Origin of the sequence: Oleiharenicola sp. Vm1 (genome assembly GCF_047777955.1) — a bacterium.
GTDB lineage: Bacteria > Verrucomicrobiota > Verrucomicrobiia > Opitutales > Opitutaceae > Didemnitutus.
The window spans coordinates 2,810,002-2,835,984 of the sequence record NZ_CP180537.1; the positions used below are offsets into that span (position 1 = coordinate 2,810,002).

At 71.0% G+C, this 25,983-nt stretch carries 20 protein-coding genes; 12 read left to right on the top strand and 8 right to left on the bottom strand.

The features are described 5' to 3' along the window. Positions 1–36 precede the first annotated feature (36 nt). A complete protein-coding gene (locus ACMYLB_RS13680) occupies positions 37–3,918 on the bottom strand; it encodes a response regulator (protein ID WP_415907536.1) in 3,882 nt (1,293 codons plus the stop codon). Positions 3,919–4,065: 147 nt separating this feature from the next. On the opposite strand from ACMYLB_RS13680, the gene ACMYLB_RS13685 reads away from it, so the two are divergent. Further along, complete coding sequence (locus ACMYLB_RS13685) at positions 4,066–4,515, top strand: DUF5069 domain-containing protein (protein WP_415907537.1); 450 nt, start codon at positions 4,066–4,068, stop codon at positions 4,513–4,515. Between the two features lie 4 nt (positions 4,516–4,519). On the opposite strand, the gene pdxH is transcribed toward ACMYLB_RS13685, so the two are convergent. Further along, entirely contained in the window at positions 4,520–5,158 is a 639-nt protein-coding gene (gene pdxH / locus ACMYLB_RS13690) for a pyridoxamine 5'-phosphate oxidase (protein ID WP_415907538.1), read from the bottom strand. A 137-nt stretch (positions 5,159–5,295) separates the two neighbouring features. On the opposite strand from pdxH, the gene ispH reads away from it, so the two are divergent. After that, complete coding sequence (ispH, locus tag ACMYLB_RS13695) at positions 5,296–7,020, top strand: 4-hydroxy-3-methylbut-2-enyl diphosphate reductase (RefSeq protein ID WP_415907539.1); 1,725 nt, start codon at positions 5,296–5,298, stop codon at positions 7,018–7,020. 66 nt (positions 7,021–7,086) lie between these two features. Here the strand turns inward: ispH and ACMYLB_RS13700 are convergent, their stop codons facing one another. Further along, entirely contained in the window at positions 7,087–7,551 is a 465-nt protein-coding gene (locus ACMYLB_RS13700) for a tRNA (cytidine(34)-2'-O)-methyltransferase (RefSeq protein WP_415907540.1), read from the bottom strand. Positions 7,552–7,643: 92 nt separating this feature from the next. On the opposite strand from ACMYLB_RS13700, the gene ACMYLB_RS13705 reads away from it, so the two are divergent. Further along, positions 7,644–8,099, top strand: a complete 456-nt coding sequence (locus ACMYLB_RS13705; protein WP_415907541.1) for a response regulator — start codon at positions 7,644–7,646, stop codon at positions 8,097–8,099. 100 nt (positions 8,100–8,199) lie between these two features. Here the strand turns inward: ACMYLB_RS13705 and ACMYLB_RS13710 are convergent, their stop codons facing one another. Both ACMYLB_RS13710 and ACMYLB_RS13715 read right to left on the bottom strand, forming a co-directional pair. After that, on the bottom strand, positions 8,200–10,335 hold the full coding sequence (locus ACMYLB_RS13710) for a prolyl oligopeptidase family serine peptidase (RefSeq protein WP_415907542.1): 2,136 nt from the start codon (positions 10,333–10,335) through the stop codon (positions 8,200–8,202). A 111-nt stretch (positions 10,336–10,446) separates the two neighbouring features. Continuing rightward, positions 10,447–12,582, bottom strand: a complete 2,136-nt coding sequence (locus tag ACMYLB_RS13715) for a prolyl oligopeptidase family serine peptidase (RefSeq protein ID WP_415907543.1) — start codon at positions 12,580–12,582, stop codon at positions 10,447–10,449. A gap of 115 nt (positions 12,583–12,697) precedes the next feature. On the opposite strand from ACMYLB_RS13715, the gene ACMYLB_RS13720 reads away from it, so the two are divergent. The 3 genes from ACMYLB_RS13720 to ACMYLB_RS13730 all read left to right on the top strand — a co-directional run bounded on the left by ACMYLB_RS13720 (position 12,698) and on the right by ACMYLB_RS13730 (position 15,693). Continuing rightward, positions 12,698–13,318 (top strand): HD domain-containing protein, encoded by a 621-nt coding sequence (locus ACMYLB_RS13720; protein WP_415907544.1) that lies wholly within the window; start codon positions 12,698–12,700, stop codon positions 13,316–13,318. A gap of 87 nt (positions 13,319–13,405) precedes the next feature. Beyond that, complete coding sequence (locus ACMYLB_RS13725) at positions 13,406–14,626, top strand: DUF2157 domain-containing protein (protein ID WP_415911088.1); 1,221 nt, start codon at positions 13,406–13,408, stop codon at positions 14,624–14,626. Further along, positions 14,623–15,693 carry a GDYXXLXY domain-containing protein gene (locus tag ACMYLB_RS13730; protein WP_415907545.1) on the top strand — a complete coding sequence of 357 codons (1,071 nt, stop codon included), beginning with the start codon at positions 14,623–14,625 and terminating at the stop codon, positions 15,691–15,693. Before ACMYLB_RS13725 ends, ACMYLB_RS13730 begins: the two co-directional genes overlap by 4 nt. 15 nt (positions 15,694–15,708) lie before the next feature. Here the strand turns inward: ACMYLB_RS13730 and ACMYLB_RS13735 are convergent, their stop codons facing one another. Further along, the gene (locus ACMYLB_RS13735; RefSeq protein ID WP_415907546.1) at positions 15,709–16,983 is read right to left on the bottom strand and encodes a hypothetical protein; all 1,275 of its coding nucleotides are present in this window, start codon (positions 16,981–16,983) and stop codon (positions 15,709–15,711) included. Between the two features lie 153 nt (positions 16,984–17,136). Here ACMYLB_RS13735 and ACMYLB_RS13740 point away from each other — a divergent pair, with 153 nt between their 5' ends. Next, complete coding sequence (locus tag ACMYLB_RS13740) at positions 17,137–18,819, top strand: putative transporter (protein WP_415907547.1); 1,683 nt, start codon at positions 17,137–17,139, stop codon at positions 18,817–18,819. A 16-nt stretch (positions 18,820–18,835) separates the two neighbouring features. On the opposite strand, the gene dgt is transcribed toward ACMYLB_RS13740, so the two are convergent. Next, complete coding sequence (gene dgt, locus ACMYLB_RS13745) at positions 18,836–20,107, bottom strand: dGTP triphosphohydrolase (protein ID WP_415907548.1); 1,272 nt, start codon at positions 20,105–20,107, stop codon at positions 18,836–18,838. A gap of 143 nt (positions 20,108–20,250) precedes the next feature. Between dgt and ACMYLB_RS13750 the strand changes: the two genes are divergently transcribed. Continuing rightward, the gene (locus ACMYLB_RS13750; RefSeq protein ID WP_415907549.1) at positions 20,251–22,512 is read left to right on the top strand and encodes a S9 family peptidase; all 2,262 of its coding nucleotides are present in this window, start codon (positions 20,251–20,253) and stop codon (positions 22,510–22,512) included. A gap of 10 nt (positions 22,513–22,522) precedes the next feature. Here ACMYLB_RS13750 and ACMYLB_RS13755 read toward each other — a convergent pair whose 3' ends face one another. Further along, positions 22,523–23,584 carry an EF-hand domain-containing protein gene (locus ACMYLB_RS13755; protein WP_415907550.1) on the bottom strand — a complete coding sequence of 354 codons (1,062 nt, stop codon included), beginning with the start codon at positions 23,582–23,584 and terminating at the stop codon, positions 22,523–22,525. 159 nt (positions 23,585–23,743) lie between these two features. Here ACMYLB_RS13755 and ACMYLB_RS13760 point away from each other — a divergent pair, with 159 nt between their 5' ends. From ACMYLB_RS13760 to ACMYLB_RS13775, 4 genes are all read left to right on the top strand, one after another. Then, on the top strand, positions 23,744–24,619 hold the full coding sequence (locus ACMYLB_RS13760; RefSeq protein ID WP_415907551.1) for a TraB/GumN family protein: 876 nt from the start codon (positions 23,744–23,746) through the stop codon (positions 24,617–24,619). Positions 24,620–24,715: 96 nt separating this feature from the next. Next, positions 24,716–24,967 (top strand): hypothetical protein, encoded by a 252-nt coding sequence (locus ACMYLB_RS13765; protein ID WP_415907552.1) that lies wholly within the window; start codon positions 24,716–24,718, stop codon positions 24,965–24,967. Next, positions 24,925–25,239: a methylated-DNA--[protein]-cysteine S-methyltransferase gene (locus ACMYLB_RS13770; RefSeq protein WP_415907553.1), complete on the top strand. Its 315-nt coding sequence runs from the start codon at positions 24,925–24,927 to the stop codon at positions 25,237–25,239. The genes ACMYLB_RS13765 and ACMYLB_RS13770 overlap by 43 nt, the downstream gene beginning before the upstream one ends. Next, a complete protein-coding gene (locus tag ACMYLB_RS13775) occupies positions 25,236–25,910 on the top strand; it encodes a DNA-3-methyladenine glycosylase family protein (protein ID WP_415907554.1) in 675 nt (224 codons plus the stop codon). The genes ACMYLB_RS13770 and ACMYLB_RS13775 overlap by 4 nt, the downstream gene beginning before the upstream one ends. Positions 25,911–25,983 lie beyond the last annotated feature (73 nt).

A 25,983-nucleotide genomic window follows, 5' to 3' on the forward strand; every position in this document is an offset into this window, starting at 1 on the left:
ACCGGCGCGGGCCGCAGGCGCAGAACCGTCGCGCGCTCACGCCGTCCGGCGACGCGCGAATTTCTCGATCGCGGCCGCGAGTTCGTGCTTTCGCACCGGCTTGGAGAGGAATCCGACCATGCCGAGGGACAGGCAGCGCCCGCGGTCCTCGGTGCTGCTGTTGGCCGTGAGCGCCACGATCGGCGCCATGCGCGTGCCGTCGCGCCGGCGGATGGCCGCCGTGGCCTCGTAGCCGTCGCGCACCGGCATGCGGCAGTCCATGAAGACGAGGTCGTAGGCGGTCTCCGCCGTGCGGTGGATCGCCTCGTCGCCGTTCTGCGCCAAGTCGACCTCGCAGCCGAGCTGCTCGATCATGCACTGCGCGATGCGGCGGTTCACCTCGTCGTCCTCGACCAGGAGCACGCGCCGCCGTTCCAGCTTGAGCGGGAGCGGCGCCTGCGTCTCCTCCACCGCGCCGGTCGAGCGGCGCAGGTGGCCGAGCTCCTCCACCAGGTGCTCGGCGTGCAGCATCGGCTTGCGCACGACGCCCGCGGCGCCGAGCCCGGGCGCGTCCTCCACCCCGTATCCCCACGGCGCCGCCAGCAGCACCGGCATCCCCGCCGCCTCCGCGCGCAACCACGCCGCCAGCGCCGCCTGTTCGAGCACGGCCACCGACAAATCCACCAGCAGCGCGTCGAAGCGGCCCGTGCGCCGCAGCTCGCGCGCCGCCGCCACGCTGGCGGTCACCTCGACCTCCACGCCGGTGCGTGCCCCGAGCAAGCGGGCGGCCTCGCCGGCCACCGGCAGGTCGTCGATCGCCAGCAGACGCCAGCCGCGCGACGGGGGCGTCAGCGCCGCCAGCTCCACCGGGAACTCGACCACGAAGCTGAACGTCGACCCGCGCCCGGGCTCGCTGTCGACGGAGATCACGCCGCCCATCATCGCCACCAGGTGCTTGCAGATCGCCAGCCCCAGCCCCGTGCCGCCGTAGCGCCGGGTCGTCGAGGTGTCCTGCTGCGTGAACTTGTCAAAGAGCCGGGTGCGGGCCTCGGACGAGATGCCGATGCCGGTGTCGGTCACCGCGAAACGCACGCGGGCGCAGCCGGGCGCGGCGTCGGGCGCGCGCGTCAGCCGCACCGCCACATGCCCGCGGTCGGTGAACTTGACCGCGTTGGCCACGAGATTGAGCAGCACCTGCCGCAGGCGCGCCGAGTCCCCCGTCACCGCCACGGGCAGCTCCGGGTCGATCGCGAGCACCAGCTCCAGCTCCTTCTCCAGCGCTTTGGCGTGGAGGATCTCCAGGGCCTCGATCGCCGGCTGGCGCAGCTCGAACGGCGCGCGCTCCAGCGCCACGTGCCCCGCCTCGATCTTGGAAAAATCCAGCACGTCGTTCAGCAGCGTCATCAATCCGCCCGCGCTCACGCGCAGGCTCTCGAGGAACTCGCGCTGCGTCTCGTCCAGCTCGGTGTCGGCCAGCAGGTCGGCCGAGCCGACGATGCCGTTGAGGGGGGTGCGGATCTCGTGGCTCACGGTGGCGAGGAAGTCGCCCTTGGCCTTGTTCGCGGCGGCGGCGGCCTCCTTCTCCCGCCGCTCGTGCTCGGCGCGGGCCTGCGCCTCCGCCACCAGCCGCTCCTGCTCGAGCCGCTCGCGCTGGCGGCGCAGCCGCGCGTTCTGCGCCGTCCACACGCCGCCGCCCACCAGCGCCACGAGCAGCGCCACGCCGCCCCCGCGGAACCACGCCTGCTCCCAGAGGTGCGGGGCGAGCTCCAGCTCGGCGATCTCCGCCATCGGACCGCGCCGGCCGTCGCGCGCGATGGCCCGGACGGCGAAGTGGTAGCGCCCCGGGGTGAGGTCGAAAAATTCGACGCGGCGGTTCGGACCGGCGTCGCGCCATTCCCGGCGCCCGCCGTCGAGCGAATACTCGAAGCGCAGCGTCTCGGCGTCGGTGAGGTTCACCGCGGTGAAGGTGAGGGCAAACCGCCGGGTGCCCGCGGGCACCCGCACCGGGGCACGGGGGACGAGCGACTGGATGCGGCCGTCGATATCGAGACTGAGCAGCGAGGTCGCCGGCGTGGGCACGGTCTCGAATTTCTGCCGCGGATCGAGGAAGGTCACGCCGCGCATCGTCGCGATGACGAAGCGCCCGTCGCTCGCCCGCCGGTAGAGCGGCGACACGCCGTCGCGCAGCGCGAACGGCAGCCCGTCCGTCTGGTCGATCAGCACGAAGTCGAGGGCCGGGCCGCCGTCGGCCAGCCAGCGCTCGATCGACTCGCGGGAGATCCGCAGCAGGCCGCGATCGGTGCCGAGCCAGAGGTTGCCCTCGTCGTCGTGGAAGATCAGCTGCGCCGTGACGGCCGGCAGCCCCGAGCGCGCGTCGATGCGGCGCCACACGCCGCCCGCGCGCACCGCCAGCCCGCCCTCCGCCCACGCCACCCACAGGCGGCCCGCGGCGTCGCAGTGCACGGCCTCGACGCCGGCATCCCGGTCCGCCACCCGCTCCACGCTCACCCGGTCGCCGCGAAACGCCCGGAGGCCGTCGCGCCGGCTCGCGGCCCAGATCGTCCCGTCCGCATCCTCGGCCAAGGCATGAAAACGCGTGGCCGGCACGCCGTCCTGCGGACCGAACGCGCGGAACTCGCCGTGTCGCCGCCGGGCCACGCCGGTGTTGGTGGCGAACCACAGCGTGCCGTCGCGGGCCGAGAGCAGGCCGTAGACCACGGGATCGCCCGTCTCGGCGCGCGGATGCATCCGCCAGAACTGGTCGGAAATCTCCAGCGCGCCCTCGCCGAACGTGCCCACCCAGAGGTGCCCGTCCGCATCGCGCTCGAAGGCCATCGGCCACGAGCCCGCGGGGAGCAGCTTCTCCGCCAGGGGCGACGGCACCGGCTGGAAGCGGCCGTCGCGCAGCAGCATCACGCCGCCGCCGTGGGTCGCGACCAGGAACTCGCCGGGGGCGTTCTCGATCAGGCCGTTGACCACGGGCTGCCGCAGGCCGGCCCGCCGGCCGAGCGTCAGCACGCGGTTGGGGCGCAGGCGGGCGAGGCCGCCGCCGTTCGTGGCCAGCCACATGTTGTGCGCGCCGTCCTCGAAGACCGCCTGCACGGCGTCGTTCTCCAGCCCCTCCTCCATCGTCGCCCGGAGCCACTGCCCGTTCGCGAGCCGGGCGTAGGCGCCGCGGGTCGAGCTGGCGATCCACAGGCGCCCGCGCGAATCCTCGAGCAGGCGGATGTAGTCCGGCGGCAGAAAGGCGGGCCGCGGCAGCTCCTCGACCGCGCGCCCGTCTTGCCAGCGCACGATGCGCGCCTGGATCGCCACCCACACTCCGCCGCGCGCCGAGGGCGTGATGCCGCCGAGCTGGTCGCGGGGATCGGAGGAGGCGAAGATGGTCTCCCAGCGGCCGTCCCGCCAGCGGGAGATGCACTGCGGCTGCACCAGCCAGAGTTCGCCGTCGTTGCCTGCCACGAGGCTCGAGCCCTGGATCGTGCGCGGGCCCATGTCCGGCAGGGGCAGTTCCTGGAAATGCTCCGCGTCGCTGCACGCGAACGCCCGGCCGCCAAAAGTCACGAGGACCTTGCCGTTCCACTCCGTCAGCGAGTGCGACGGTTCCGGCGGTAGGCCCTGCTCGCGGCCGAACCACCGCCACTTGCCCTCGTGATACCGCCCGACGCCGCGGTTCGTCGCCAGCCAGAGGGCGCCGTCCCGCGTGACGAGCATCTGCAGCACCATGCAGTCGCGCAGGGCCGGGACTTCCGGCGGAGCGATGATTTCGAAATGCACGCCGTCGAAGCGGGTGAGGTTCGAGTAGGAGCCGATCCACAGGTAGCCGTCGGGCGTCTGCGCGAACGACGTCGGCGCCACGTGCGGATAGCCTGCCTCGACGGTCCAGACCCGCACCTGATATTCGTCCGTCGCCGGTAGGAAGCGCTCGGCTGCCAGCACAGCCGCGGCGGAAAAAAGCCACGCCACGAAGATTAACTTGCGCGTGCAGCGGGGAGTGCGTGCTTTGGCTTTCACATGAATTCGAATAGGGCCCGTTGGCCCTACACTTGAGACCCGCTCGCCGGCGTCCAGCCTCCTTTGCCCGTTATGAACTACTCGACTCCCGATCTCGCCCAGCATCCGCCGCGCAGCCCGCGCACCCGCCTCGGCGGCTACGCGCATCTGCCGCGCCTGCTCGACAAGGCCCGCGCCCACCTCGCCGGCAAGCTGGGCGACTACAACTGGAACTGCCCGCTCGACCAGCGCTTCTTCGCCTTCGCCGGGGTCACCGCCGACGCGCTGCTCGCCGCCGTGAAGGAAGGGCGCGGCGACGCGGAGATGCTCGAGTGGCTCGCTGCCACGCAGCAGCCGAAGCGGGCGGCCTGGGAGATCCTCGCCTGGTCGCAGTGGCTCGAGAACCTCGCGCCCGGCGACGTGACGCGCCACGAGACCTTCGCCGAGCACATCCGGAAGATGGCCCCGAAACGCGACGACATCCGCACGATGTTCGACCGTCTCGAGCTCGACGACTACTCCAGCTTCGGCGGCCGGGCCTGACCCCTCACGGCATCAGCCGCTCGATCGTCCATTTTCCGTCCGCCTGCCGCCGATACATGAACCGGTCGTGCAAGCGGCTGGGGCGGCCCTGCCAGAACTCGAAGGTCTCCGGCGTCACCCGGTAGCCGCCCCAGTTGGTCGGCAGCGGGATCTCGCCCTGGGCGAACTTGGCCTTCATCTCGGCGAACTTCTGCTCAAGCAGCGCGCGCGTCGTGATGACCGTGCTCTGCCGCGAGGCCCAGGCGCCGATCTGGCTGTCGCGCGGGCGGGAGAGGAAATACTTCAGCGACTCCGCCGCGCCGATCTTCGCCGCGGTGCCGGTGACGACCACCTGCCGCTCCAGCGGCAGCCACGGGAACAGCAGCGCCACCCGCGGGTTGACGGCGAGATCGCGCGCCTTGGCGCTCTCGTAGTTGGTGTAGAAGACGAAGCCGCGCTCGTCGAAGCCCTTCAGGAGCACGGTGCGGAGGTTCGGCCGGCCCGCGGCGTCGGCCGTCGCCAGCGACAGGGCGTTCGGCTCGAGCACCTGGGTCTCGATCGCCTCGCGCATCCAGAGGTCGAACTGCGCGAACGGGCTGGCGTTCAGGTCGGGCAGGTCCAGCGAGCGCGACGCATAGTTGCGGCGGAGTTCCGTCAAATCCATGGGACGCAGCTTCGCGGCCGCGCGCACCGGAGGCAAGCTGCGCGCGCGTCCCGGCCGGCACAGCACGCGACATTCGCGACCGCGGCGCCGCCGGCCCGGGTGTTGACCCGCCGGGGGTTGTGCTTCCGTTGTCCCTCGTGTCCGTCGCCGCCTCCCGCCTCCCGCTCCTCCTTGCGTTCAACCCGAGCAACCAGCTCGCGGTCGCCGTCGACGGCGCGCGGGTGAAACTGCCGTTCGCCGGCGCCGACGCCGCCGCACAGCTGGCGCAGCGCTTTCCGCGGCACACGTCGCCGGCGGAGTATTTCGTCTTCGCCCACGAGGGCGCGGAATGGGCGGTGGCGTTCGCGCAGGTGCCCGAGGACGGCGCGCCGGACGGCCTCGTCTTCCGCTCGCTCGAGCAGCTCGAGGTCCAGCCCGCGCGGCTCGACCCGCTCCTCGCCGCGGTGCTCGCCCTCCTCGAGCCGCACCTGATCGAGATCCCCTACCTCCACCTTGGCGAGAACGACTACATCTACCGCTTCCGCGTCGAGAAGGACCGCAACCGCTCGATCTACGCCCAGGACGACGCCGCGCGCGCCCTTTACCAGAGCAAGCTGTGCGAGGCGATCAAGGCCCTCGCGCGCACCAACGAGCGCTCCGCCTCCACGCCCGCCGTGCTCGACTTCGGCGCCGTGCGCTACGTCATCCCCAGCCACTTCGGCTTCTGCCTCGGCGTGAAGAACGCCATCGAGCGCGCCTACGAATCGCTGGCGGAGAACCCCGGCCGCCGGGTGTTCATGCTCAGCGAGCTGATCCACAATCCGTTCGTGAACGAGGACCTCCTCCGCCGCGGCCTGCGCTACCTGCAGACCGACAAGGGCACGCCGTTCACCGTCAGCGGCCGCCCCGCGGACGCGCAGCACCCGGAGCCCTGGCTCTGGGACTCGCTCACCAGCGAGGACGTCGTGATCATCCCGGCCTTCGGCGCGACCGACGAGGACAAGAAGCGCCTGATCCGAAAAGGCATCCGCGTCGCCCAATACGACGCCACCTGCATGCTGGTGGAGAAGGTCTGGAAGGCCGCGCGCGCGTTCGGCCGCGAGGGCTTCACCGTCGTCATCCACGGCAAGAGCGAGCACGAGGAGACCAAGGCAACCTTCTCCAACACCCGCCGCTACGCGCCCGCGATCATCATCCGCAACCGCGACGAGGCGTGCCTCCTCGGCGACTACATCGCCGCGCCCACGCCCGAGCGCCGCGCCGCCATCCTGGAAAAGTTCGCCGGCAAGACCACGCCGGGCTTCGACCCGGCCGTGCATCTCGACCGCCTCGCCGTCGTCAACCAGACCACGCTGCTGATGAACGAGACCGCGAGCATCATCGACTATTTCAAGGCCGTCTTCGCCGCGAAATACGGCGAGGTCGAGGGCCTCCGGCACGTCGGCGGCGCGGGCAAGAAGGACACGCTCTGCTACGCCACGCAGGTCAACCAGGACGCGCTCGCCCGCGCGCTCGCGGAGCCGCTCGACGCGGCGTTCGTGGTCGGCGGCAAGAACTCGTCCAACACCTACCAGCTCTACCGCGTCTGCGAGCAGAAGCTCGGCGACCGCGCGTTCTTCATCCAGTCGGAGTCCAGCATCCGCTCACGCTGCGAGATCGAGCACTACGTCTTCCCCGCCGCCGGCCACGGCAAGGGCGGTCACACGGAGGTCCATCCGCTCTGGCGCGCCGACGACCACTCGCCCAAGCGCGTGCTCATCACCGGCGGTGCCTCGTGCCCCGACGGCCTGGTCCAGCAGGTGATCACCCGCATCAACTCCCTGTTCCCGCCCGAACGCCTGCGCTCGATCGACGCCGTGCTCGCGGATCTCGGCCAGTCGTAAGCCGGGGCGCCTCCGCCCTCCTCCGTCCGCGCCTCGCATCGGCGGCGGCGCGCCGGCCTGGTGCTCCTACCTTGGCATCCCGATCTGCCGCAGCGCCTCGTAGGCGGCGATGCCGGCGGCGGTGGACAGGTTCAGCGATCGCAGCGTGCCGTTGGCGTGCGGAATCTTGAGCCGGCGGTCGTCGCCGAACTCCGTGTGCAGCCAGTCGGGCACGCCCGCCCCCTCGTTGCCCATGACGAGGCCGTCGCCGGCGGCAAATCTTACGTCCCAGAAAGTCCGCGTTGCGTGGGTGGTGAACAGCCACAGGCGCGCCGGCGCGGCGGGGCTGGCCTTGAAGGTCTCCCAGCTCTCGTGCTGGTGCACGTCGAGCGAATACCAGTAGTCCATGCCCGCCCGCCGGAGGTTGGCGTCGGTGATCTTGAAGCCCAGCGGGTGAATGAGATGCAGCCGTGATTTCGTGACGGCACACAGCCGGCCGATGTTGCCGGTATTGGGCGCGATTTGCGGCTGGTAGAGGACGAGGTGCAGCATGGTCGGGCGATCCGATTTAGGCTGGCCAGTGCCGGGGCGATATTCCATCCCTTTGTGACCGGTCCAGGGCCTGACCGGCGAGCGAACACCCCATGCAGTCCACGCCCTCGTCCTCCGCGCAAACCACCGCCGTGTCCGACAGCGGCTCGCCGTTCGCCTTGGGCGTGATGCTGCTCGACGACGAGTCGGCCTACCTCGACCTGCTGGGCCAGTTGCTCGGCGAGCATCTGGCCTGCCCCGTGCACAGTTTCTCCCGTCCCGCCGCCGCGCTCGCGGCCCTGCCGACCCTCAACCTCGGCCTGATCGTTACCGACTACCACATGCCCGGCATGGACGGCCTGGAGTTCCTCGCCGAGGTGCAGAAACTGAAGCCCGGACTTCCCGCCGTCATGATCACGGCGCACGAGATCGTGCTCGGATCCGAGCGCGCGCAGCGCGTGCCGGCGCTGAAGGCGGTCGTCCGCAAGCCCTTCAAGTGGATGGCGCTCGCGGAGGAGATCAACCGCTTCTGGACCGGCTCGCGCCCGCCGTTTCCGTTCGTGCGCTGATCGCCCGCGCGGTCGCGCGATCGCGCCGCGCTCCTCGCCCGGGGCCAAGCAAAAGGGCGCCGGCCAGCGGCGCCCTCGGCGATGGTCACGGATGACGGGCTCAGTTCGCCGCGCCGCCCGTGTAGTAGAGCGCGAAGGCGAACTTGTCCGCAGTCTCCTCGATGATCTTCGAGATCGGCTTGCCCGCGCCGTGGCCGGCATTGGTCTCGATGCGGATGAGCAGCGGGAGCGGGTTGGCCGGATTCGCGGCCTGGAGCGCGGCGGCGTATTTGAACGAGTGGCCGGGATGCACGCGGTCGTCGTGGTCGCCGGTGGTGACCATGATCGCCGGGTAGCGGACGCCGGGCTTCACGTTGTGCACGGGCGAATAGCCCTTCAGGTAGGCGGCCATCTCGGCGCTGTCGTCGACCGAGCCGTAGTCGCTTGCCCAGGCCCAGCCGATGGTGAATTTCTGGAAGCGCGTCATGTCCATCACGCCGACCGCGGGGAACGCGACCTTCGCCAGATCGGGACGCTGGTTGACCACCGCGCCGATGAGCAGGCCGCCGTTGGAGCCGCCGCTGATGACGAGCTTGTCGTGCGAGGTGTAGTGCTGGGCGACGAGGTAGTCGCCGGCGGCGATGAAGTCGTCGAAGACGTTTTGCTTGTGCAGCTTCGTGCCGGCGAGGTGCCACTCGCGGCCGTATTCGCCGCCGCCGCGCAGGTTGGCCACGGCGTAGACGCCGCCGAGCTCGAGCCAGGCGAGGTTCGAGGTCGAGAAGGCCGGCAGCATCGGGATGTTGAAGCCGCCGTAGGCGTAGAGGAGCGTCGGGTGCGAACCGTCGAGCTTCAGGCCCTTGCGGTGGGTGATGAACATCGGGACCTTCGTGCCGTCCTTCGAGGTGTAGAAGACCTGCTGCGTCTCGTAGACGCTCGGGTCGAACGCGACCTTCGGCGCCTGGAAGACCTCGACCTGGCCGGTGGCGAGATCGACGCGGTAGTTGGTCGTCGGGAAGGTGAACGAGGTGAAGCTGAAGAACATCTCGCTCTCGTCCTCGCGGCCACTGAGCGCGCCGACGGTGCCGATGCCGGGCAGCGCGATCTGGCCGAGCGACGCGCCGTCCGGGGAGAAGAGCGCCAGTGCGCTTTTCGCGTCCTGCATGTAGCGGACGACGATCTTGCCGCCGATGTAGGCGGAGGACTGGATCACGTCCTTCGACTCGGGGACGATCGTCTTCCAGTTGGCGCGGTCGGGCTTGGCCAGGTCGATGGCGATGATCTTACTGCGCGGCGCGTCGAGGTCGGTCTGGACGAAGAGCGTCGAGCCGTGGTTGCCGATCACGCTGTAATTGGCCTCGAGCACGTCGATCAGGCGCACGACCTCGCCCTTGACGGCGGGCTTCATCGCGTCGCCGAGGTCCTGGTAGTAAAGGCGGTTCCGCGGATCGGTGCCCTCGGAGACGTAGATGAGCAGGTAGCGGCCGTCCTCGGTCACGCCGCCGCCGAGGCCCCACTTCGGCTGGTCGGGGCGCTCGTAGACGAGCGTGTCGTCGGCCTGCGTGGTGCCGAGGCGGTGGTAATAGATCTTCTGGTTCGCGAGGTCGCTGAAGACCTGGTTGCCCTCGCGGCGCGGCTCGGGATAGCGGGAGTAGAAGAAGCCCGCGCTGTCCTTGGTCCAGCTGAAGCCGGAGAACTTCACCCAATTGATCACGTCGGCGGTGTCCTCGCCGGTGGCGAGGCTGCGCACGCGGAATTCGTTCCAGTCGGACCCGGCGCGGGCGATGCCGTAGCCGAGCCACTTGCCGTCCTCGGACGGCGCCGTGACGGCGAGCGCGACCGTGCCGTCCTTCGCCATCGTGTTCGGGTCGATCACCACGCGGCCCTCGGACGTGAGCGTGTCCTTCACGTAGAGCGGCGACTGGTTCTGCAGGCCGGAGTTGTAGGTGTAGAAATAGCGGCCGCCGCTCTTGGCCGGCAGGCTGAAACGCGGGTAGTTCTGCAGCTCCATCAGGCGCTGCTTGATCGCGTCGCGCTTGGGGAGTTTCTGGAGGAAGTCGAACGTGACGTGGTTCTGCGCCTGGACCCACGCCTTCGTCTCGGGGGAGTCGACGTCCTCGAGCCAGCGGAACGGGTCCGGGATCTTCACGCCATGCACGTCGTCGACCTGCTCGACGGTCTTGCTGGCGGGATATTGAATCGATGCAGCCATCGCCACGACCGGCGCGGCCACGAGGGTAAGCAAGGCCTTCAGCTTCATAGGGCGACCACGCCAGCTATGACACGGCCACACCGCAAGCCGAACGTGGCGATTAAGCCGAAGGAACCAGCGAAACGGTCGTTTGGCAGGACGAACGGTCGGTGCGGAGCGTCAGTTGCTCCCCCAGCCCGCGAAATGCGCGCCGAAGCCCATGCGCAGCGCCCAGTCCGCGATCGTCTTCGAGACCGGCGAGGTGCCGCTCGAGCCGCCGTGGCCGGCGTTCGATTCGATGTGGATGAGGATCGGGCCGCTGCCCGGCGCCGCGCCGGCCTGGACCGCGGCGGTGTATTTGTAGGAATGCGCGGGATAGACGCGGTCGTCGTGGTCGCCGGTCGTCACGAGCACGGCCGGGTAGCGGGCGCCGACCTTCACCGTGTGCAGCGGCGAATACGCGCGCAGGTAGGCGAAGCCCTCGGGCGTGTCCGAGTTGCCGTAGTCGCTCGCCCACGCCGCGCCGACGGTGAACTTGTGGTAGCGCAGCATGTCCATGACGCCCACCGCGGGCACGGCCGCGGCGCAGAGGTCGGGGCGCTGGTTGACGACGGCGCCGAGGAGCAGGCCGCCGTTGGAGCGGCCGTCGAGCACGAGCTTGGAGTGCGAGGTGTAGCCGTTGGCGCAGAGCCAGTCGGCCGCGGCGATGTAGTCGTCGAACACGTTTTGCTTCCGCTCCTTCGTGCCGGCCTTGTGCCACTCCTCGCCGTATTCGCCGCCGCCGCGCAGGCAGACATCGGCGTAGACGCCGCCGCGCTCAATCCAGACGAGCGGCGGCACGGCGAAGGCCGGCTTGTGCGAGATGTCGAAGCCGCCGTAGCCGTAGAGCCAGCCGGGCGCGGAGCCGTCCAGCTTCAGGCCCTTCTTGTGCACGAGGAACAGCGGGATCTTCGTGCCGTCCTTCGAGGGGAAGAACACCTGCTTCACCTCGTAGCCCGAGGCGTCGAAGGCGGTCTTCGTCTCCGCGTGCGTCACGGTCCGGCCGGTGGCGAGGTCGTGGCGCAGCACCGTGCCGGGCGCGAGGAACGAGTTGAAGCCGATGAACAGCTCGGGGTCGTTGAACTTGCCGGCGACGGCCGTGACCGAGCCGAGGCCGGGCAGCGGGATCTCGCCCGCGGCGCGGCCGTCGAGGTCGAAGAGCGCGATGCGGTTCGTCGCGTCGTGCATGTAGGTGGCCACAATCTTGCCGGCGGAAATGCGGACGCCCTCGAGCGTGTCGGCCGACTCCGGCACGATCGTCTTCGCGGCGGCGAGGCCGGCGTCGAGGTCGACCGCGATGACCCGGCCGCGCGGCGCGCCGGCGTTGGTCGAGAAATAGAAGGTGCGCCCGACGTTGCCGATGAAGCCGTAGCGGGCGGTGAAGGCATCGACCAACTTCACCACCGGCCCGCCGAGCCGCGGGGCGGCGCCGTCGCCGAGATCGAGGTAGTAGACCGAGTTGCCGAGCTTGCCCGGCTGCGAGACGCCGATGACGAGGTAGCGGCCGTCCGACGACACCTGGCCGCCGAAGCTCCACTCCGGATGCTCCGGGATCGCGAACACCAGCGCGTCCTCGTCCTGCGGCGTGCCGACGCGGTGGTAGTGGATCTGGCGGTTCTCGATCTTGGAAAAAACCTTCGCGTCGCCGCCCGGAGGCTCCGGCAGGCGCGAGTAGAAGAAGCCCTTCGCGTCGTGCGTCCAGCTCATGCCGGAGAATTTCACCCACTTGATCTGGTCGGGCGCGTCCTGGCCCGTGGCGATGTCGCGCAGGTGGAATTCGTTCCAATCCGAGCCGGCGCGCGCCAGGCCGTAGCCGAGCCACTTCCCGTCGGGCGAGGGCGAGGTGACGGTCAGGGCCACGGTGCCGTCCGCCGACAGCGTGTTCGGATCGATCAGCACGCGCGGCGTGCCGCCGAGCCCCTCCTGGACGTAGAGCGGCGACTGGTTCTGCAGGCCGTCGTTGCGGGTGAAGAAATACCACGGCCCCTCCTTGAACGGCACGCTCGTGCGCGGGAAGTTCCACAGTTTGGTCAGGCGCCGGCGCACCTGCTCCACCTCCGGCATCTGCGCCAGCTGCGCGTCGGTGAAGGCGTTCTGCGCCTTCACCCAGGCCTTCGTGTCGGGCGAGTCGATGTCCTCGAGCCAGCGGTAGGGATCGGCGACCTTCGTGCCGTGGTAGTCGTCGACATGCTCGACGGTCTTGCTGACGGGATAGGCGGCGGCCAGGGCGAGCGCGGGCACCAGCGCGGCCAGCGGGGTAAGGGCGGCGATTCGCATAGGCGCGGAACAGAACCGCGAAACGCGCCGCGCGCAAGCCCGCGGCGACGAACGCGCGACCCCGCGCGGCGTTTCGCGGCTTTCCGCCGCCCGTGAATCGTGCTCTGCTGCACGCGTGAGTTCCCTTTCGCCCGCCGAGCGCCTCGCGCGCCAGATGCAGTTCATCATCGAAGCCGACAAGCTGAAGGAAGTCTTCCGCCAGACCTTGTGCACGCAGAGCCGCCGCGCCGAGAACAGCGCGGAGCACTCGTGGCACTTCGCGCTCATGGTCATCACCCTGGCCGAGCACTCCAATCACCAGCCGCTCGACGTCCTGCGCGTGCTGCGAATGGTCCTGATCCACGACCTGGTGGAAATCGACGCCGGCGACACCTTCGCCTACGACGTCGTCAACATGGCCACGCAGCACGAGCGCGAGGCCAGGGCCGCCGACCGCATCTTCGGCCTGCTGCCGCCGGACCAAGCGGCCGAGTTCCGCGCGCTGTGGGACGAGTTCGAGGCGCGCGCGACGCCCGAGGCCCGCTTCGCCGCCGCCTGCGACCGCTTCCACCCGATGCTGCTCAACTGCCTCACCGGCGGCGTGGGCTGGAAGAAGCACGGCGTCACCGCCGACAAGGTCATCGCCCGCAACCAGCACGCCCGCGACGGCTCCACCGCGATCTGGGCCTACGCGCTGCGCATGATCGACGAAGCCGTGGCCACTGGCGCGCTGCCGCCGGCCCGCCCGGCGTCGTGAAGCGATGAACAAGCACGCCCCTGGCTGCACCGGGAAATCGACCGGTGGACGGAGGAGAAACTCGTCTCGCCCGAGCAGGCCGAGCAGCTGCGCCGCCGCTACCCGCTCGCCACCGGCGGCTTTTCCTGGGGCCTGATCGTCTTCGCCACCGCCGGCGCGCTCGTCGTCGGGCTCGGCGTCATCCTGCTGCTCGCCTACAACTGGGACGGCATCCCGAAGGCCGGCAAGCTGGCGCTCATCTTCGGCGCCATGATCGGCACGCACGCCGCCGGACTCGCGTGGCTGCGCCGCGACGACTGGCGCGCCCGGCTCGGCGAGGCGCTGCTCGTGCTCGGCACCATGTTCTTCGGCGCCGCCATCTGGCTGGTGGCCCAGATCTACAACATCGACGAGCACTATCCCAACGGCTTCCTCACCTGGGCCGCCGGCGCGCTGGCGCTGGCGTGGGCGGTGCGCTCGACTGCGCTCGGCATCGTGGCGGTGCTGCTCGTCGGCCTCTGGGGCGGCTGCGAGGCGCTGGATTTCAACCGCCCGGGCCACGGGGCGCTGCTGCTCGTCGTGCTCGGCATCGTGCCGCTCGCCTGGCGCAACCGCTCGGCCGTGCTGCTGGCGCTGAGCGTCGCCGCCGTGCAGGCCCTGCTCCTGCTCAACCTCGGCGTCTGGGGCGCGGGCGCGCACCTCTTCACCGCCTCGCTCGCCCTCGCCGTGCTGCTGGCGGGCGTCGCGCGCCTCAGCGGCGCGGCCTTCCCCGCCGGCGCCCGCGTGCTGGAGGGCTTCGGCTACGGCGCCTTCCTCCTCTGCGCCTACCTGCTGACCTTCCGGCATGCCGCGCGCGGGCTGCTCGACTGGGACCACGCGCACAGCTGGCAGCCGGAAACGGCCGCCGCGGTCGGCTGGACACTCTTCGCCGCCGCGGTCGCGACATGGGGCTGGATCGCGCGCCGTGCGTGGCTGGCGCGCGAACTCGCGGTCGAGCGCACCGACTGGCTGCTGCCGATCGCCCTGCTCTACGCCTTCGGCCTCGCGGCGCTCGGCGCGCGCGAGTGGGACCAGTTCGCCGCGTGGTCCTTCACCGTTCTCCTCCTCGGCCTCGCCGCGTGGTGGATGTGGCGCGGCTGCCAGCAAAGCCGGCTCGGGATCACGGTGCTCGGCTCCGTCGTCCTCACCGCACTCGTCGCCGCGCGCTACTTCGACCTCTTCCCGAGCCTGGCGTCGCGCGGCCTCGCCTTCATCCTGCTCGGCGGGCTCTTCCTCGCCGAGGCGCTCTACTATCGAAAAATCCGCCGTGACACGGGAGGTGCGTCGTGAAGCTCCGCCTCGCCCTCCTCGTCGTCGTCGCCCAGGTCGCCGGCGTCGCCTTCATGGCCGCGCAGCGCGAGTGGATCGCCCGCACGGGCACGACGATCACGCTGCGCACCGCGCCCATCGACCCGCACGACCCGATGCGCGGCGAGTTCGTGCGCTTCCGCTACGGCATCAACACCGTGCCGGCGCGGCTTTTCCGCGGCGGGCTCGCCGCCTGGCCGAGGCTCACGGACTACCGCGCCCAGCGCCGCCTGCGCGACACCGTCGTCTACGCGTCTCTGCGGGCCGACGAGCATGGCTTCGCCCAAGTCATCGCGCTCAGCGACGAGCAACCGTCCGAGGGGATCTTCCTGCGCGGCCGCGTGGGCTACGTCGCGGAGTCCGGCGGCATCCAGTCGGTCCAGGTTCGCTACGGCGTCGAGTCGCTCTACCTCCAGCAAGGCGCGGCGCGGGCGATCGAGGACCTCGCGCGCGGCGAGCGCCGCGGCGTGCCGATCGACACGACCGTCGCCGTCGGCGGCTCGGGCCTCGGCGTGCTGCGCGCCTTCGCGTGGGAGCCGCTCGGCCTCACCGTCACGCCCGATCGCCCGCCGGCCCCGCCGCAGGGCCAGACCCGCGCCGCGCGCGCGCCATCCCCGCTCGCCGGAATCACGGGCGTGACCGTCGAGTTGAAGAACTTTGGCAACCGCGACGTCGCCATCGTCGATCTGCCCGACGGCCAATCCTTCCGCCTGCGGGCCGATGCCGAGGAGGATCCCGAAGGCTACCGCTGGGTCGGCGCGGACCGGCGGCCGTCCGCCGCGACCGTCGGCGACGCGCGCCTCATCGTGCTGAAACCCGGCGAAGCGCACCGCGTGCACCTGAACCTCGCGGATCCGGCTTGGTGGGTCGAGGGCGGCCCCGGCCACGAGCCGGCGACGCCGCTGGCCGAGGTGCGCGAACGCTGGCGCGCGCGCTTCCGGATCGAATACGCCCCGCCGTCGCCCGAGCAACTGCGCGGCCGGCCGCACGCCGAACTCGTCCGCCACGTGCCGCTGACCTCCCGGCTGTTCACGGGCGGCATCGACTGACGCGCCGGGGCGCGCTCACCACGTCCCGCTGACGCCGACCGAGCACAGCACGCGCGTGAAGGCGCGGCCCGGAGTGTTCGGCAGCAGGCCCTCACCCGCCTCGCGGGCGATCGAAGCGTCGAGCAGCACCGCCTTGCTCCAGCGGTATTCGAGGGCACAGGTCGTCGTCAGGATCTGGTCGTGCCACGGCTTCGTGCCCGGATAGGCATCGCGGTGGTTGTCGCCATCGGCGAATCTCTCCGCCACCCGAGCCGACCACTGCGCGCCCAGCCGGCGTTTCCAGCCGAGCTCCCACGTCGAGTCCTCGTAGACGCCGCGGCCGCTCGAGGCCGGCCAGAGACGATGCAGCCCGGTGAGCGCGACGGCGTCGGCGGCGTCCGGCGTCCAACCGACGCTCGCCTCGACATACGGCGCCGTGCGGTGACGGCCGAGCGCGGCCGGCTGGGCGTCCGTGAAGCTCCGGAAATCCGGCCCGGCGCGCAGGTCGACCTTCCACTGCGGCGAGAGCTTGCCCTCCACGCCGGCGACGACGCGCACGAGATCGCTCGTGCTGTTGAGGCCCGCGGTCGGCGGCCGGTCGGCCTGGATCTGCCGGCCGGCGCGCACGCCGGCCACCCAGGCCAGGCCCGGCCGGAGGTCGCGCGCGAACTCGGCGCCGGCGGTGTATTCGGCGCGATCGACGTAGGCCGCGCAGCCGCTGGCGAAACCGGTGTGGAAATCCTGGTCCAGGCCCGCCGCGAGCACGCGCCACCAACCGCCGTCCTGCGCCCATGTTGCCCGCGCGCTCCCCTTGATCACGGTCTGCGCGCGCCGCGCGCGCACCGGCTCGCCCCCGATGGCGGGTCCGCCGCCGACGATATTGTAGAGCGGTGCAAGATGCGCGCCGTTGGTCCAGAGCGCGTTCAGCGCGACATCCCAGCTTGCCGTGCCGCCGGCGCCGGCCAGCGCGGCGCGGACGCGGTGGTCGTCGTGATTCTCGCCCGCCAGTCCGGAAAAGCGGAACACCTCGGCGCGGTAGCCGAGCTCGAATCGGCCGAGCGGGGCCGTGCCGGTCCACGAGGCACCGGCGGCGGCGCTCGCCACCCAGGCGCCCGCGCGCACCGGGGCCGTGGCGGCGGCGCCCGACACGAGCGCGCCGCCGTCCTGCAGGAAAACGTTGGCATCGTAGGTCACCCGTGCCGCCGCCTCCACGTGCACGGACGCGGGCGGCGCACCGGCCGCGGCGAGCGCGGGCGGCGCGAGCAGCGCGGCGAGGACGAGACCGACGGGAGCGAGCAGACGCGTATCCATGCGCGCAGCGTAGCCGCCGCCGGACGCGCGCGCGGCGCAGCGATTGGCGAGCGCCGCGCACATCTTTGCGATGACACAAATCCGCGCGCGCACGATTGGGTTTCCGCAAGAACTGCACAGGAGCGCGCGCCCCGAGCGGGTAGCCTCGGAAATGTGGATACCCTGACCTCACTTCTCACCCAGGAATCGGTAGCGCGGACGGTGGTCCTGCTCGCGGCGGCGGGCGCGTTCGGCACGGCGCTGGGGAAACTGAAAGTGCGCGGCGTCGGCCTCGGCGTGGCCGGCGTGCTTTTTGCGGGGCTGGTGCTCGGGCACCTCAAGCTCGCGCCCAACCACGAGGTGCTGGACTTCGTGCGCGAGTTCGGGCTCATCCTCTTCGTCTACACCCTAGGCCTGCAAATCGGCCCCGGCTTCTTCTCCTCGCTGCGCGAGCGCGGGCTGGCGCTCAACCTCTTCGCCGCCTCCATCGTGCTCGGCGGCTCGCTCCTGGCCGCGGCGCTGATCGTCACCCAGCGCGTGCCGCTGCCCGCCGGGATCGGCCTGCTCTCGGGCGCGACCACCAACACGCCGTCGCTCGCCGCGGCGGGCGAGGCGTTCAAGCAGATGGGCGCGGCGCCGGACGCCACCGCCATCCAGGGCCTGGCCTACGCGGTGGCCTATCCGTTCGGCATCCTCGGCATCATCATCGCAATGGTCGTGGTGCGGAAACTTTTCCGCGTCGATGTCGCCCGCGAGGTCCGCGAGGCCGAGTCCGCCCTGCGGCCGAACACGCCGCCGCCCACCGGCCGCAGCCTCGAGGTGCGCAACGCCAACCTCGTGGGCCGGCGCATCGACGCCATCCCGAGCCTCCGCGGCTCGCGCGTGGTGGTGTCGCGCTTTTCCCGCGGCGGCGTGGTGGACGTGGCGCGGCCGGAGACCGAGCTGGCGCTCGGTGACGTGCTGCACGTCGTGGGCCCCGAGGAGGAGGTCGACGCCCTGCGCGTCGTCGTCGGCGCCGAGGCCGGCGTCGACCTGAAGGCGCTCCCCGGCCGCGTGACGAACCGCCGGCTGCTGGTCACCAAGGTCGCGGTGCTGGGCAAGCCGCTCGGCGATCTCGACGTGCTGGCGCAGCACAGCGTCGTCATCACCCGCGTGACGCGCAACGCCCTCGAGTTCTCCCCCAGTCCGGGCTTCAAGGTGCAGTTCGGCGACATCCTCATGGCCGTCGGCGAGGAGCCGGGCATCGACGCGGTGGCGGCGGCGGTCGGCAACTCGACCAAGGCGCTGGACCACCCGCACCCGATCCCGTTCTTCCTCGGCATCGTGCTCGGCGTGGTGGTCGGCTCGATCCCGCTCGCGATTCCCGGGCTGCCTGCCGCGGTGAAGCTCGGTCTCGCCGGCGGTCCGCTGCTGGTGGCGATCTTCCTCTCGCGCCTGGCCAACACCGGCTCGCTCGTCTGGCACCTGCCGCCGAGCGCCAACTTCATGCTCCGGGAGATGGGCATCACGCTCTTCCTCGCCGCGGTCGGCATGAAGTCCGGCGAGCGCTTCGTCGGCGTGCTGCTCGGCGGCGACGGCCTTGCCTGGCTCGGCTGGGGCGCGGCGGTGACGATCATCCCGCTCCTCGTCGTCGGCCTCGTGGCGCGCGCCTGGAAGAAGCTCAACTACCCGGAACTCTGCGGCCTGCTCGCCGGCTCGATGACCGATCCGCCGGCGCTGGCGTTCTCGCAGCAATCGACCGGCAGCGACGCCCCGGCGGTCGCCTACGCCGCCGTCTATCCGCTCGTGATGCTGCTGCGCGTCTTCACCGCGCAACTGCTCGTCTTCCTCCTCTGGCGCGTGGCCAGCGGCGGCTAGGCGCCGCGCCGGCGCGTCAGCTCAGATCGCGGAACGAGCCGAACTCCGGGTCGAAGAGCCGGCGATACGTGCGCACGATCATGCCGTCGGTCAGGCCGGCGAGGTAGTCGCAGAGGCGGCGCGCCTTGCCGTCGAGGGTCTTCTCCGCGTCGATCAGGCGGCTGACGTTGCCGGGCAGGATGCGGATGACCCGCTCGCCGCGCTCGGCGTAGTTGTCCCAGATCGCCTGGAAGAGCGCGTTGAGGATGACGCGGGCCTTGTGCTCCAGCTGCTCGAGCTGCGGGCTCTCGAAGATGATGTCGTTGGCCATCTTCTTGAAGAAGGCCGACTCGTCCATCGCCGCCGGGTCGACCACGAGCTCGTAGGCGTAGCGGTTGGTCTTTCCCGCCATGAAATTATCGCGCTCCTTCAGCCGGCAGGCCTGGATGAACGCGCCGATCTTCTGCGAGAAGACGTTCTCGAGCCGGTCGGCGCGGATGGCGTCGAAGAGCGAGTCCATGTGCCGCTGCTTCGCGGCGTCGATCTCCTCCGTCGCAGCCCAGCGCTCGACGCGCTCGATGGTGAGGAAGCCCGCGCGCACGCCGTCGACGATGTCGTTGAGCGAGTAGGCGGCGTCGTCGGCCCAGTCCATGATCTGGCACTCGACGCTCTTGAAGTCGTTCAGGACGTTGCCGCGCATGAGTGGGCCCGGGATGCGCGCGTCGCCGAACACCCAGTCGCGGATCGGCGCCTGCGAGTCGTAGATGAAGTGGTTGATCGGCGGCGTGGCGAACTCGGTGTAGAGCTTCTTGTATTTCAGGATGCCGTCGAGGAGCGCGCGGGTGGGCTGCATGCCCTTCACGCCGGTCTCGTTCTGGTAGATGGTCTCGCAGAGCAGGTGCAGCGTCTGGGCGTTGCCCTCGAAGCCGCCGCGGCGCTTCATCAGCTCCTGCAGCGTCCGCTCGCCGCTGTGGCCGAAGGGCGGATGCCCCATGTCGTGCGCGAGGCAGCTGGCCTCGACGAGGTCGGAGTCGATGTAGAAATCGTCCTGCAGCGGCGCGCCGCGGCTGAGCAGGAAATGGCAGATCGAGCGGCCGATCTGCGCCACCTCCATCGAGTGCGTGAGGCGCGTGCGGTAGAAATCGTATTCGCCGCTGAGGAAGACCTGGGTCTTCGACTGGAGCTTGCGGAAGGCGTGGGCGTGGATGATGCGGTCGCGGTCGATCTGGAACGGGCTGCGGTAATCGGGCTTCCGGCCCCCGGCCCACTCCTGCACGTCGAAGGCGTTGTAGAATCGGTTCTGCGGCATCGGCGCCTTTCGTCCCGGAAACCCCGCGCGCCCGCAACGTCAAAACACGTTCGTCCCGCCCGCCGCCGCGTTCGTCGCCGCCGGGACGGCGGCGGGCCAGATTCGCTTCGACTCCGCGCCCCGCCTGCGCAGAGTGCCCCGCCATGCCACGCCTGACCCTACCCCGTCTCCTGGCCGCCGGCTGCGCGCTCGCGCTTGTCGCGTCCCTGCCCGTCCTCCGCGCCGCCGACGCCCCGGCCGCGACGCTCATCCAAGCCACCGACCTCCTGAAGCTGAAGCAGCTGGAGTCGCCCGCCCTCTCGCCCGACGGCAAGTGGGTCGTCTACGTCGTCCGCTCCATCGAGCCGAAACCCGAGGCGAAGGACGACTGGACCTACCACACCAACCTCTGGCTCGCGCCCACCGACGGCAGCGCCGCCCCACGCCAGCTCACGCGCGGCACGAGCGCCGGCGCCCCGGCCTGGAGCCCGTCGGGCGACCGCATCGCGTTCGTCCGCACCGTCGACGGCAAGCCGCAGATCCACGTCCTGCCCTTCGGCGGCGGCGAGGCGGTCGCGGTCACGAAGCTCGAGACCGGCGCTTCCGGCCCGCGCTGGTCGCCGGACGGCACCAAGCTCCTCTTCAGTTCCTCGCTCAACTACGCGCAGGCGCGCGCCGCGCTGGAAAAGACCGGCGGCGACACCGCGCCCGCCTGGAAGCCCGAGCGCCCCGGCCGCGCCGCGAACGACGTCGCCAACTGGGGCCTGAAGAAACCCGCCGGCAAGGACGCCGCCCCGGCCGCCGGCGCCGACGCGGCCAAGGAGAAGCTGCCCCAGGCCGACCCCGACGGCTCGCTGGCGGAGCGCCGCGAGTGGCTGGCGAAGAACGAGGCCGACGGCAACCCGCGCCCCCTCGCCCGCCTGAACTTCCTCTCCGAGACCGACGCGGGGGCCGAGCCGAGCTTCGCCCACGTCTTCGTGCAGGAGGCGCACGAAGGCGCCGAGGCGAAGGACCTGACGCCGGGCTTCACCAGCTTCAGCGGTCCCGAGTGGATGGCCGACGGCCGGACCATCGTCTGCGCCGCGGCCTCCGACCTCGCCCAGCATCCGGACCGCGTCCTGACGACGAGCCTCTACCGGATCGACGCCACCGCCGGCGGCGCCCGCGAGTTCCTGCAGCTCCCCGGGCACTCCGTCATCGCCCCGCAGCCCTCGCCCGACGGCAAGTGGGTCGCCTTCGTCGTCACGCGCGGCCAGTTGTTCAGCTACGAGCAGACCGCGGTCGGCCTCGTGCCCGCCACCGGCGGCGAGCCGAGGATCCTCACCCGCGCCCAGGACCGCTCCGCCGGCAACCTGCAGTGGAACGACGACAGCACGGCGATCTACTACCTCGTCGCCGACCACGGCCGTTTCCCGCTCTGCCGCGTTGCGATCGCGACCGGCCGCTACGAGACGCTCACGCCCGAGGCCGGCTGGGGCATCCGCGACTTCGCCCTGCACGGCGCGACCCTGGCGCAGATCGTCACCCACCCCGGCAATCCCTCCGAGCTCCATGTCGCCGACGCCAACGCCCGGGGCAGCCACGCCCTCACCGCGCACAACGCCGCGTGGATCGCGCAGCGCCGGCTCAGTGCCATCGAGGAGCACAGCCTGACCAACGAGAAGGGCCAGGCCGTGCAGTATTGGACGATGGCGCCGACCGCGCGCGAGGCCGGGAAAAAATACCCGCTCCTGCTCGAGATCCACGGCGGCCCGTCCGCGATGTGGGGCCCGGGCGAGGATTCGATGTGGTTCGAGTTCCAGTTCTTCGCCGCCCGTGGCTACGCCCTCGTCTTCGCCAACCCGCGCGGCTCCGGCGGCTACGGCACGGAATTCCAGCGCGCCAACCATCGTGACTGGGGCAAGGGTCCGATGGACGACGTCCTCGCCGCCGCCACGGCCGCCGCGCAGCAGCCCTTCGTCGACCCGGCGCGCCAGGTCGTCACCGGCGGTTCCTACGGCGGCTACCTCACCGCCTGGATCGTCGGTCACGACCACCGCTTCAAGGCCGCCGTCGCACAGCGCGGCGTCTACGACCTCCTCACGTTCTTCGGCGAAGGCAACGCCTGGCGCCTCGTCCCGCTCGCCTGGGGCGGCTACCCGTGGGAGCCGGGCCTGCGCGAGATCCTGACCGAGCAGTCGCCCCTGACCTACGTCGCGCAGATCAAGACGCCGCTGCTGATCCAGCACGGCGACAGCGATCGCCGCACCGGCTTCGTCGGCAGCGAGATGCTCTTCAAGAGCCTCAAGGTGCTCGGCCGCGACGTCGAGGAGGTGCGCTACCCGCGCGCGACGCACGAGATGAGCCGCAGCGGCGAACCGAAGCAGCGCCTCGACAGCCTCGTGCGCTACGAGGAGTTCTTCCGCCGCTACATCGGCGAGAACTGACCGCGCCCGCTCACTCCGCCGCGCCGCCGCCCGCGCTTCCGCGCGTCGCGGCGGCCACCTGCGCGACGAACTCCGGTTCGCTCACGCGGCCGTCGTGATCGAGATCGAGCGAGGCGTAGAGCTGATCCCACGACCGCCGCTGGCCGGCGAGGCGCTGCAGTTCGCCCTCCAGCTCCGGATCGATCGCGATGAGCCAGGCCAGTTCCTCGGGGGAAATGTTGCCGTCGCCGTTCTCGTCCCCAGCCTCGAACGCGAGTTGGAGCAGCGTGTAGAAGTCCCCGCGCGCCCGCTTCGCCGCCGCGACCGGATCGCCCGCCGCCAGCACGGCCGCCGGCGGCCCGGCCGGCGGCGCGATCACGCGGCCGCGTCGGGCGCCGACCGCGAGCCCCACCGCCACCAGCGCCGCCGCCACGGCCAAGCGCCGCGGCCATTTCCGCAGGCGACGCGACCAGTGATAAGCGCGCGAGGGCGCGCCGGCGTCCGGAGGCTGGGCGCCGGGCTGGAACTGATGGATGAGCTTCGGGTCGGCCACGCGCGCAAACGCCGCTTCGAATTCCCGGAAGGTCACGCCGTCGAGCAGGAAGTGCAGCCGCTCGTAGCAATACGCGGCGTCGCAGGCGAAGCGCGGGAACGCGAGGAAGGTGTGCGGGATGTCGTGCTGCACCAGCGTCTCGACGAGGTGATGGAACCGCTCGGCCAGCACCGCCCGCTGGTGGTCCGCGTCGGCGGTGCCGACGAGTCCGCCCGGGGCGTTCGCGCCGATGCGGACGCGGCTCGCCGCCGCCGCCTCGAGCTCGCGGACCGGCACCAGCGCGTGCTCCACGACGACGCGCCCCGCGGCGAGGATCGCCGGCAGACGCTCGCACAGGTCGGGATCCTTCACGATGCGCGGCGCATCGGGCGCGGCCAGGTCCTTCTCCAGGCCTGCCGCGCAATGGGCGTGGACATGCTCGCGCCAGTTCTCCCGCGTGAAGCCCGTGTCGAGCCCGAGCTCGGTCAGCAGCCGCACCAGAAAGGTGGTGCCGGCGCGTCCCGTGCCCGTGATGATGATCTTGCGCGGCGCGTCGCTCATCTGCGATGAGACGCGAGGCCGGCATCGCAGTTACAGGCGACCGCATCGGAATCCCCCCGCTTCGTCCCTCCGCCTGCGGCGTCCGACCCGCGGGAATTCCCTTGGCCTCCCATGGCTCATGGCGCAGCCTGCCTGCACGGGCCCCAATGAAATCCGCTCATGAATCGCCTCCTGCTTACCTTCCTGGCCGCGGTCCTGGCCGGCCCGCTCTCCGCCCAGACCTCCGTGTGGAAAGTCACCCGCGGTGACTCCACCCTCTACCTCGGCGGCACCTCCCACCTGCTGCGTCCGGCCGACTTTCCGCTGCCGCCGGAATTCGACCAGGCCTACGCCGCCGCCACGCGCCTCGTCTGCGAGACGGACCTCGCCCGCCTGCAATCGCCCGAGATGCAGCAGATCATCGCCGCGCGCGGCCTGTTCACGGACGGCACCACGCTGCAACAGGCCCTCTCCGCCGACGCCTGGGCCGCGCTCGGCCGGTATTGCGCGCAGCGGCAGCTGCCGATCGAGTCGCTGCGCCCGATGCGGCCGTGGCTGCTCACGGTGATGCTGGCCGCGCTCGAACTCCAGAAACTCGGCGTCTCGCAGGAGGGCGTCGACCTGGTCTACTTCAAGCGCGCGCAGGCGGACGGGAAGTCCCTCGGCCAGCTCGAGGCCTTCGAACGCCAGGTCGATTACCTCACCGGCATGGCGGACGAACAGCCGAGCGAGCTCGTGCTCAACACGCTCGCCGAACTCGACCAGGTCGGCCGGGATTTTCCCCAGCTGCTCGCCGCCTGGCGCCGGGGCGACCTGGCGGCGCTGGACCGCTTGATGAACCGGGAACTGCGCGAGAAATACCCGTCGCTGCACCGCCGGCTCGTGGTCGAGCGCAACGCCGCCTGGCTGCCCGTGATCGAGCGGATGCTCGCCACGCCGGAGATCGAGTTCGTGCTGGCCGGAGCGGCCCACATGTCCGGCCCCGAGGGCCTCGTCGCCCGCCTGCGCGAGCGCGGCTGCCGGGTCGAGCAGGTCGTCGCGCCCAAGGCCCGGTAGCCGCGAGCGGATTTCGTCGCCCGATTTTCGTCATCGTCCCGTAAAATCGCGGCGCCTGACTTGCGCGCCGTGCTCGCTCCGCCTATCAGTCCCGTCATGCCCCACACGCTTTTCCCCACGGCCTTCGGCACCTGCGGCGTCGCGTGGAACGAGCGCGGCCTGACCGGCTTCCAGCTGCCGGAGGAGGACGTCGAGGACACCGAGCGCCACCTCGCCAAGAAGGCGCACAGCAAGCCCGCCGCCGAGCCGCGCCCCGAGTGGCTGCGCCGCCTGATCGAGCGCGTGCAGGCGCACCTCGAGGGAAGATGCAGGATTTCGCCGACGCGCCGATCGACTGGTCGCGCGTGAGCGATTTCCAGCAGGCCGTCTATCTGCACGCCCTCGGGATCAAGCCCGGCTACAAGAAGAGCTACGGCGAGATCGCCAAGGCGATGGGGCTCGGCAACGAGGCCGCGCGCGCCGTCGGCGTCGCCCTCGCCACGAATCCCTGGCCGCTCATCGTTCCCTGCCACCGCGTGGTCTCCGCCAGCGACAAGATGACCGGCTTTTCCGCCCCCGGCGGCGTGCGCACCAAGACCCGCCTCCTCGCGCTCGAGGGCGCCGAGCTGATCTCGGAATGAGCCGGCCGCACCGCCTGCAGTTCGACCCCGCCCACGCGCTCGGACACCTGCGCGCCGCCGACGCGGCCCTGGCGGGCGTGATCGATCGCATCGGACCGTTCGCGCTGGAGCTGCTGCCCGCGGCAAGCCTGTTCGAAGCCTTGCTGCGCTCGATCGTCTACCAGCAGTTGCACGGCAAGGCCGCCGCGACGATCCACGGCCGCGTCCTCGCGCTGCTCGAACGCCACGGCGGGCCGACCGCGGCGGCCCTCGCGCACGCCACCGACGACGAGCTGCGCGCCGCCGGCCTCTCGCGGGCGAAGCTCGCCGCCGCGCGCGACCTCGCCGCCCGCTGCCTCGACGGCACGGTGCCCGCCTGGCCGGAGGTCCCGCGCCTCGCCGACGCCGAGCTGATCGAACGCCTCACCGCCGTGCGCGGCATCGGCCCGTGGACGGTGCACATGCTGCTGATTTTTCATCTCGGCCGGCCCGACGTGATGCCGACCGGCGATTTCGCGATCCGGCTCGCCTTCAAGAAACTCTACCGCAAGCGCCGCGATCCCAGCCCCGAGGTCATCCTCCGGCACGCCCGCCGCTGGTCGCCGTATCGCAGCGTCGCCAGCTGGTATCTCTGGCGCTCGCTGGAACTGCCGGAGCCCGCCACCGGCGTGGGCCGAAAGAGCCAGACTTAAGCGCGGCGCGCGCGGCGATTAGCGCGCTTGGAAAACCGCCTCGCGGCCGCTTCGGGGTTGTTTCGCCGGACGC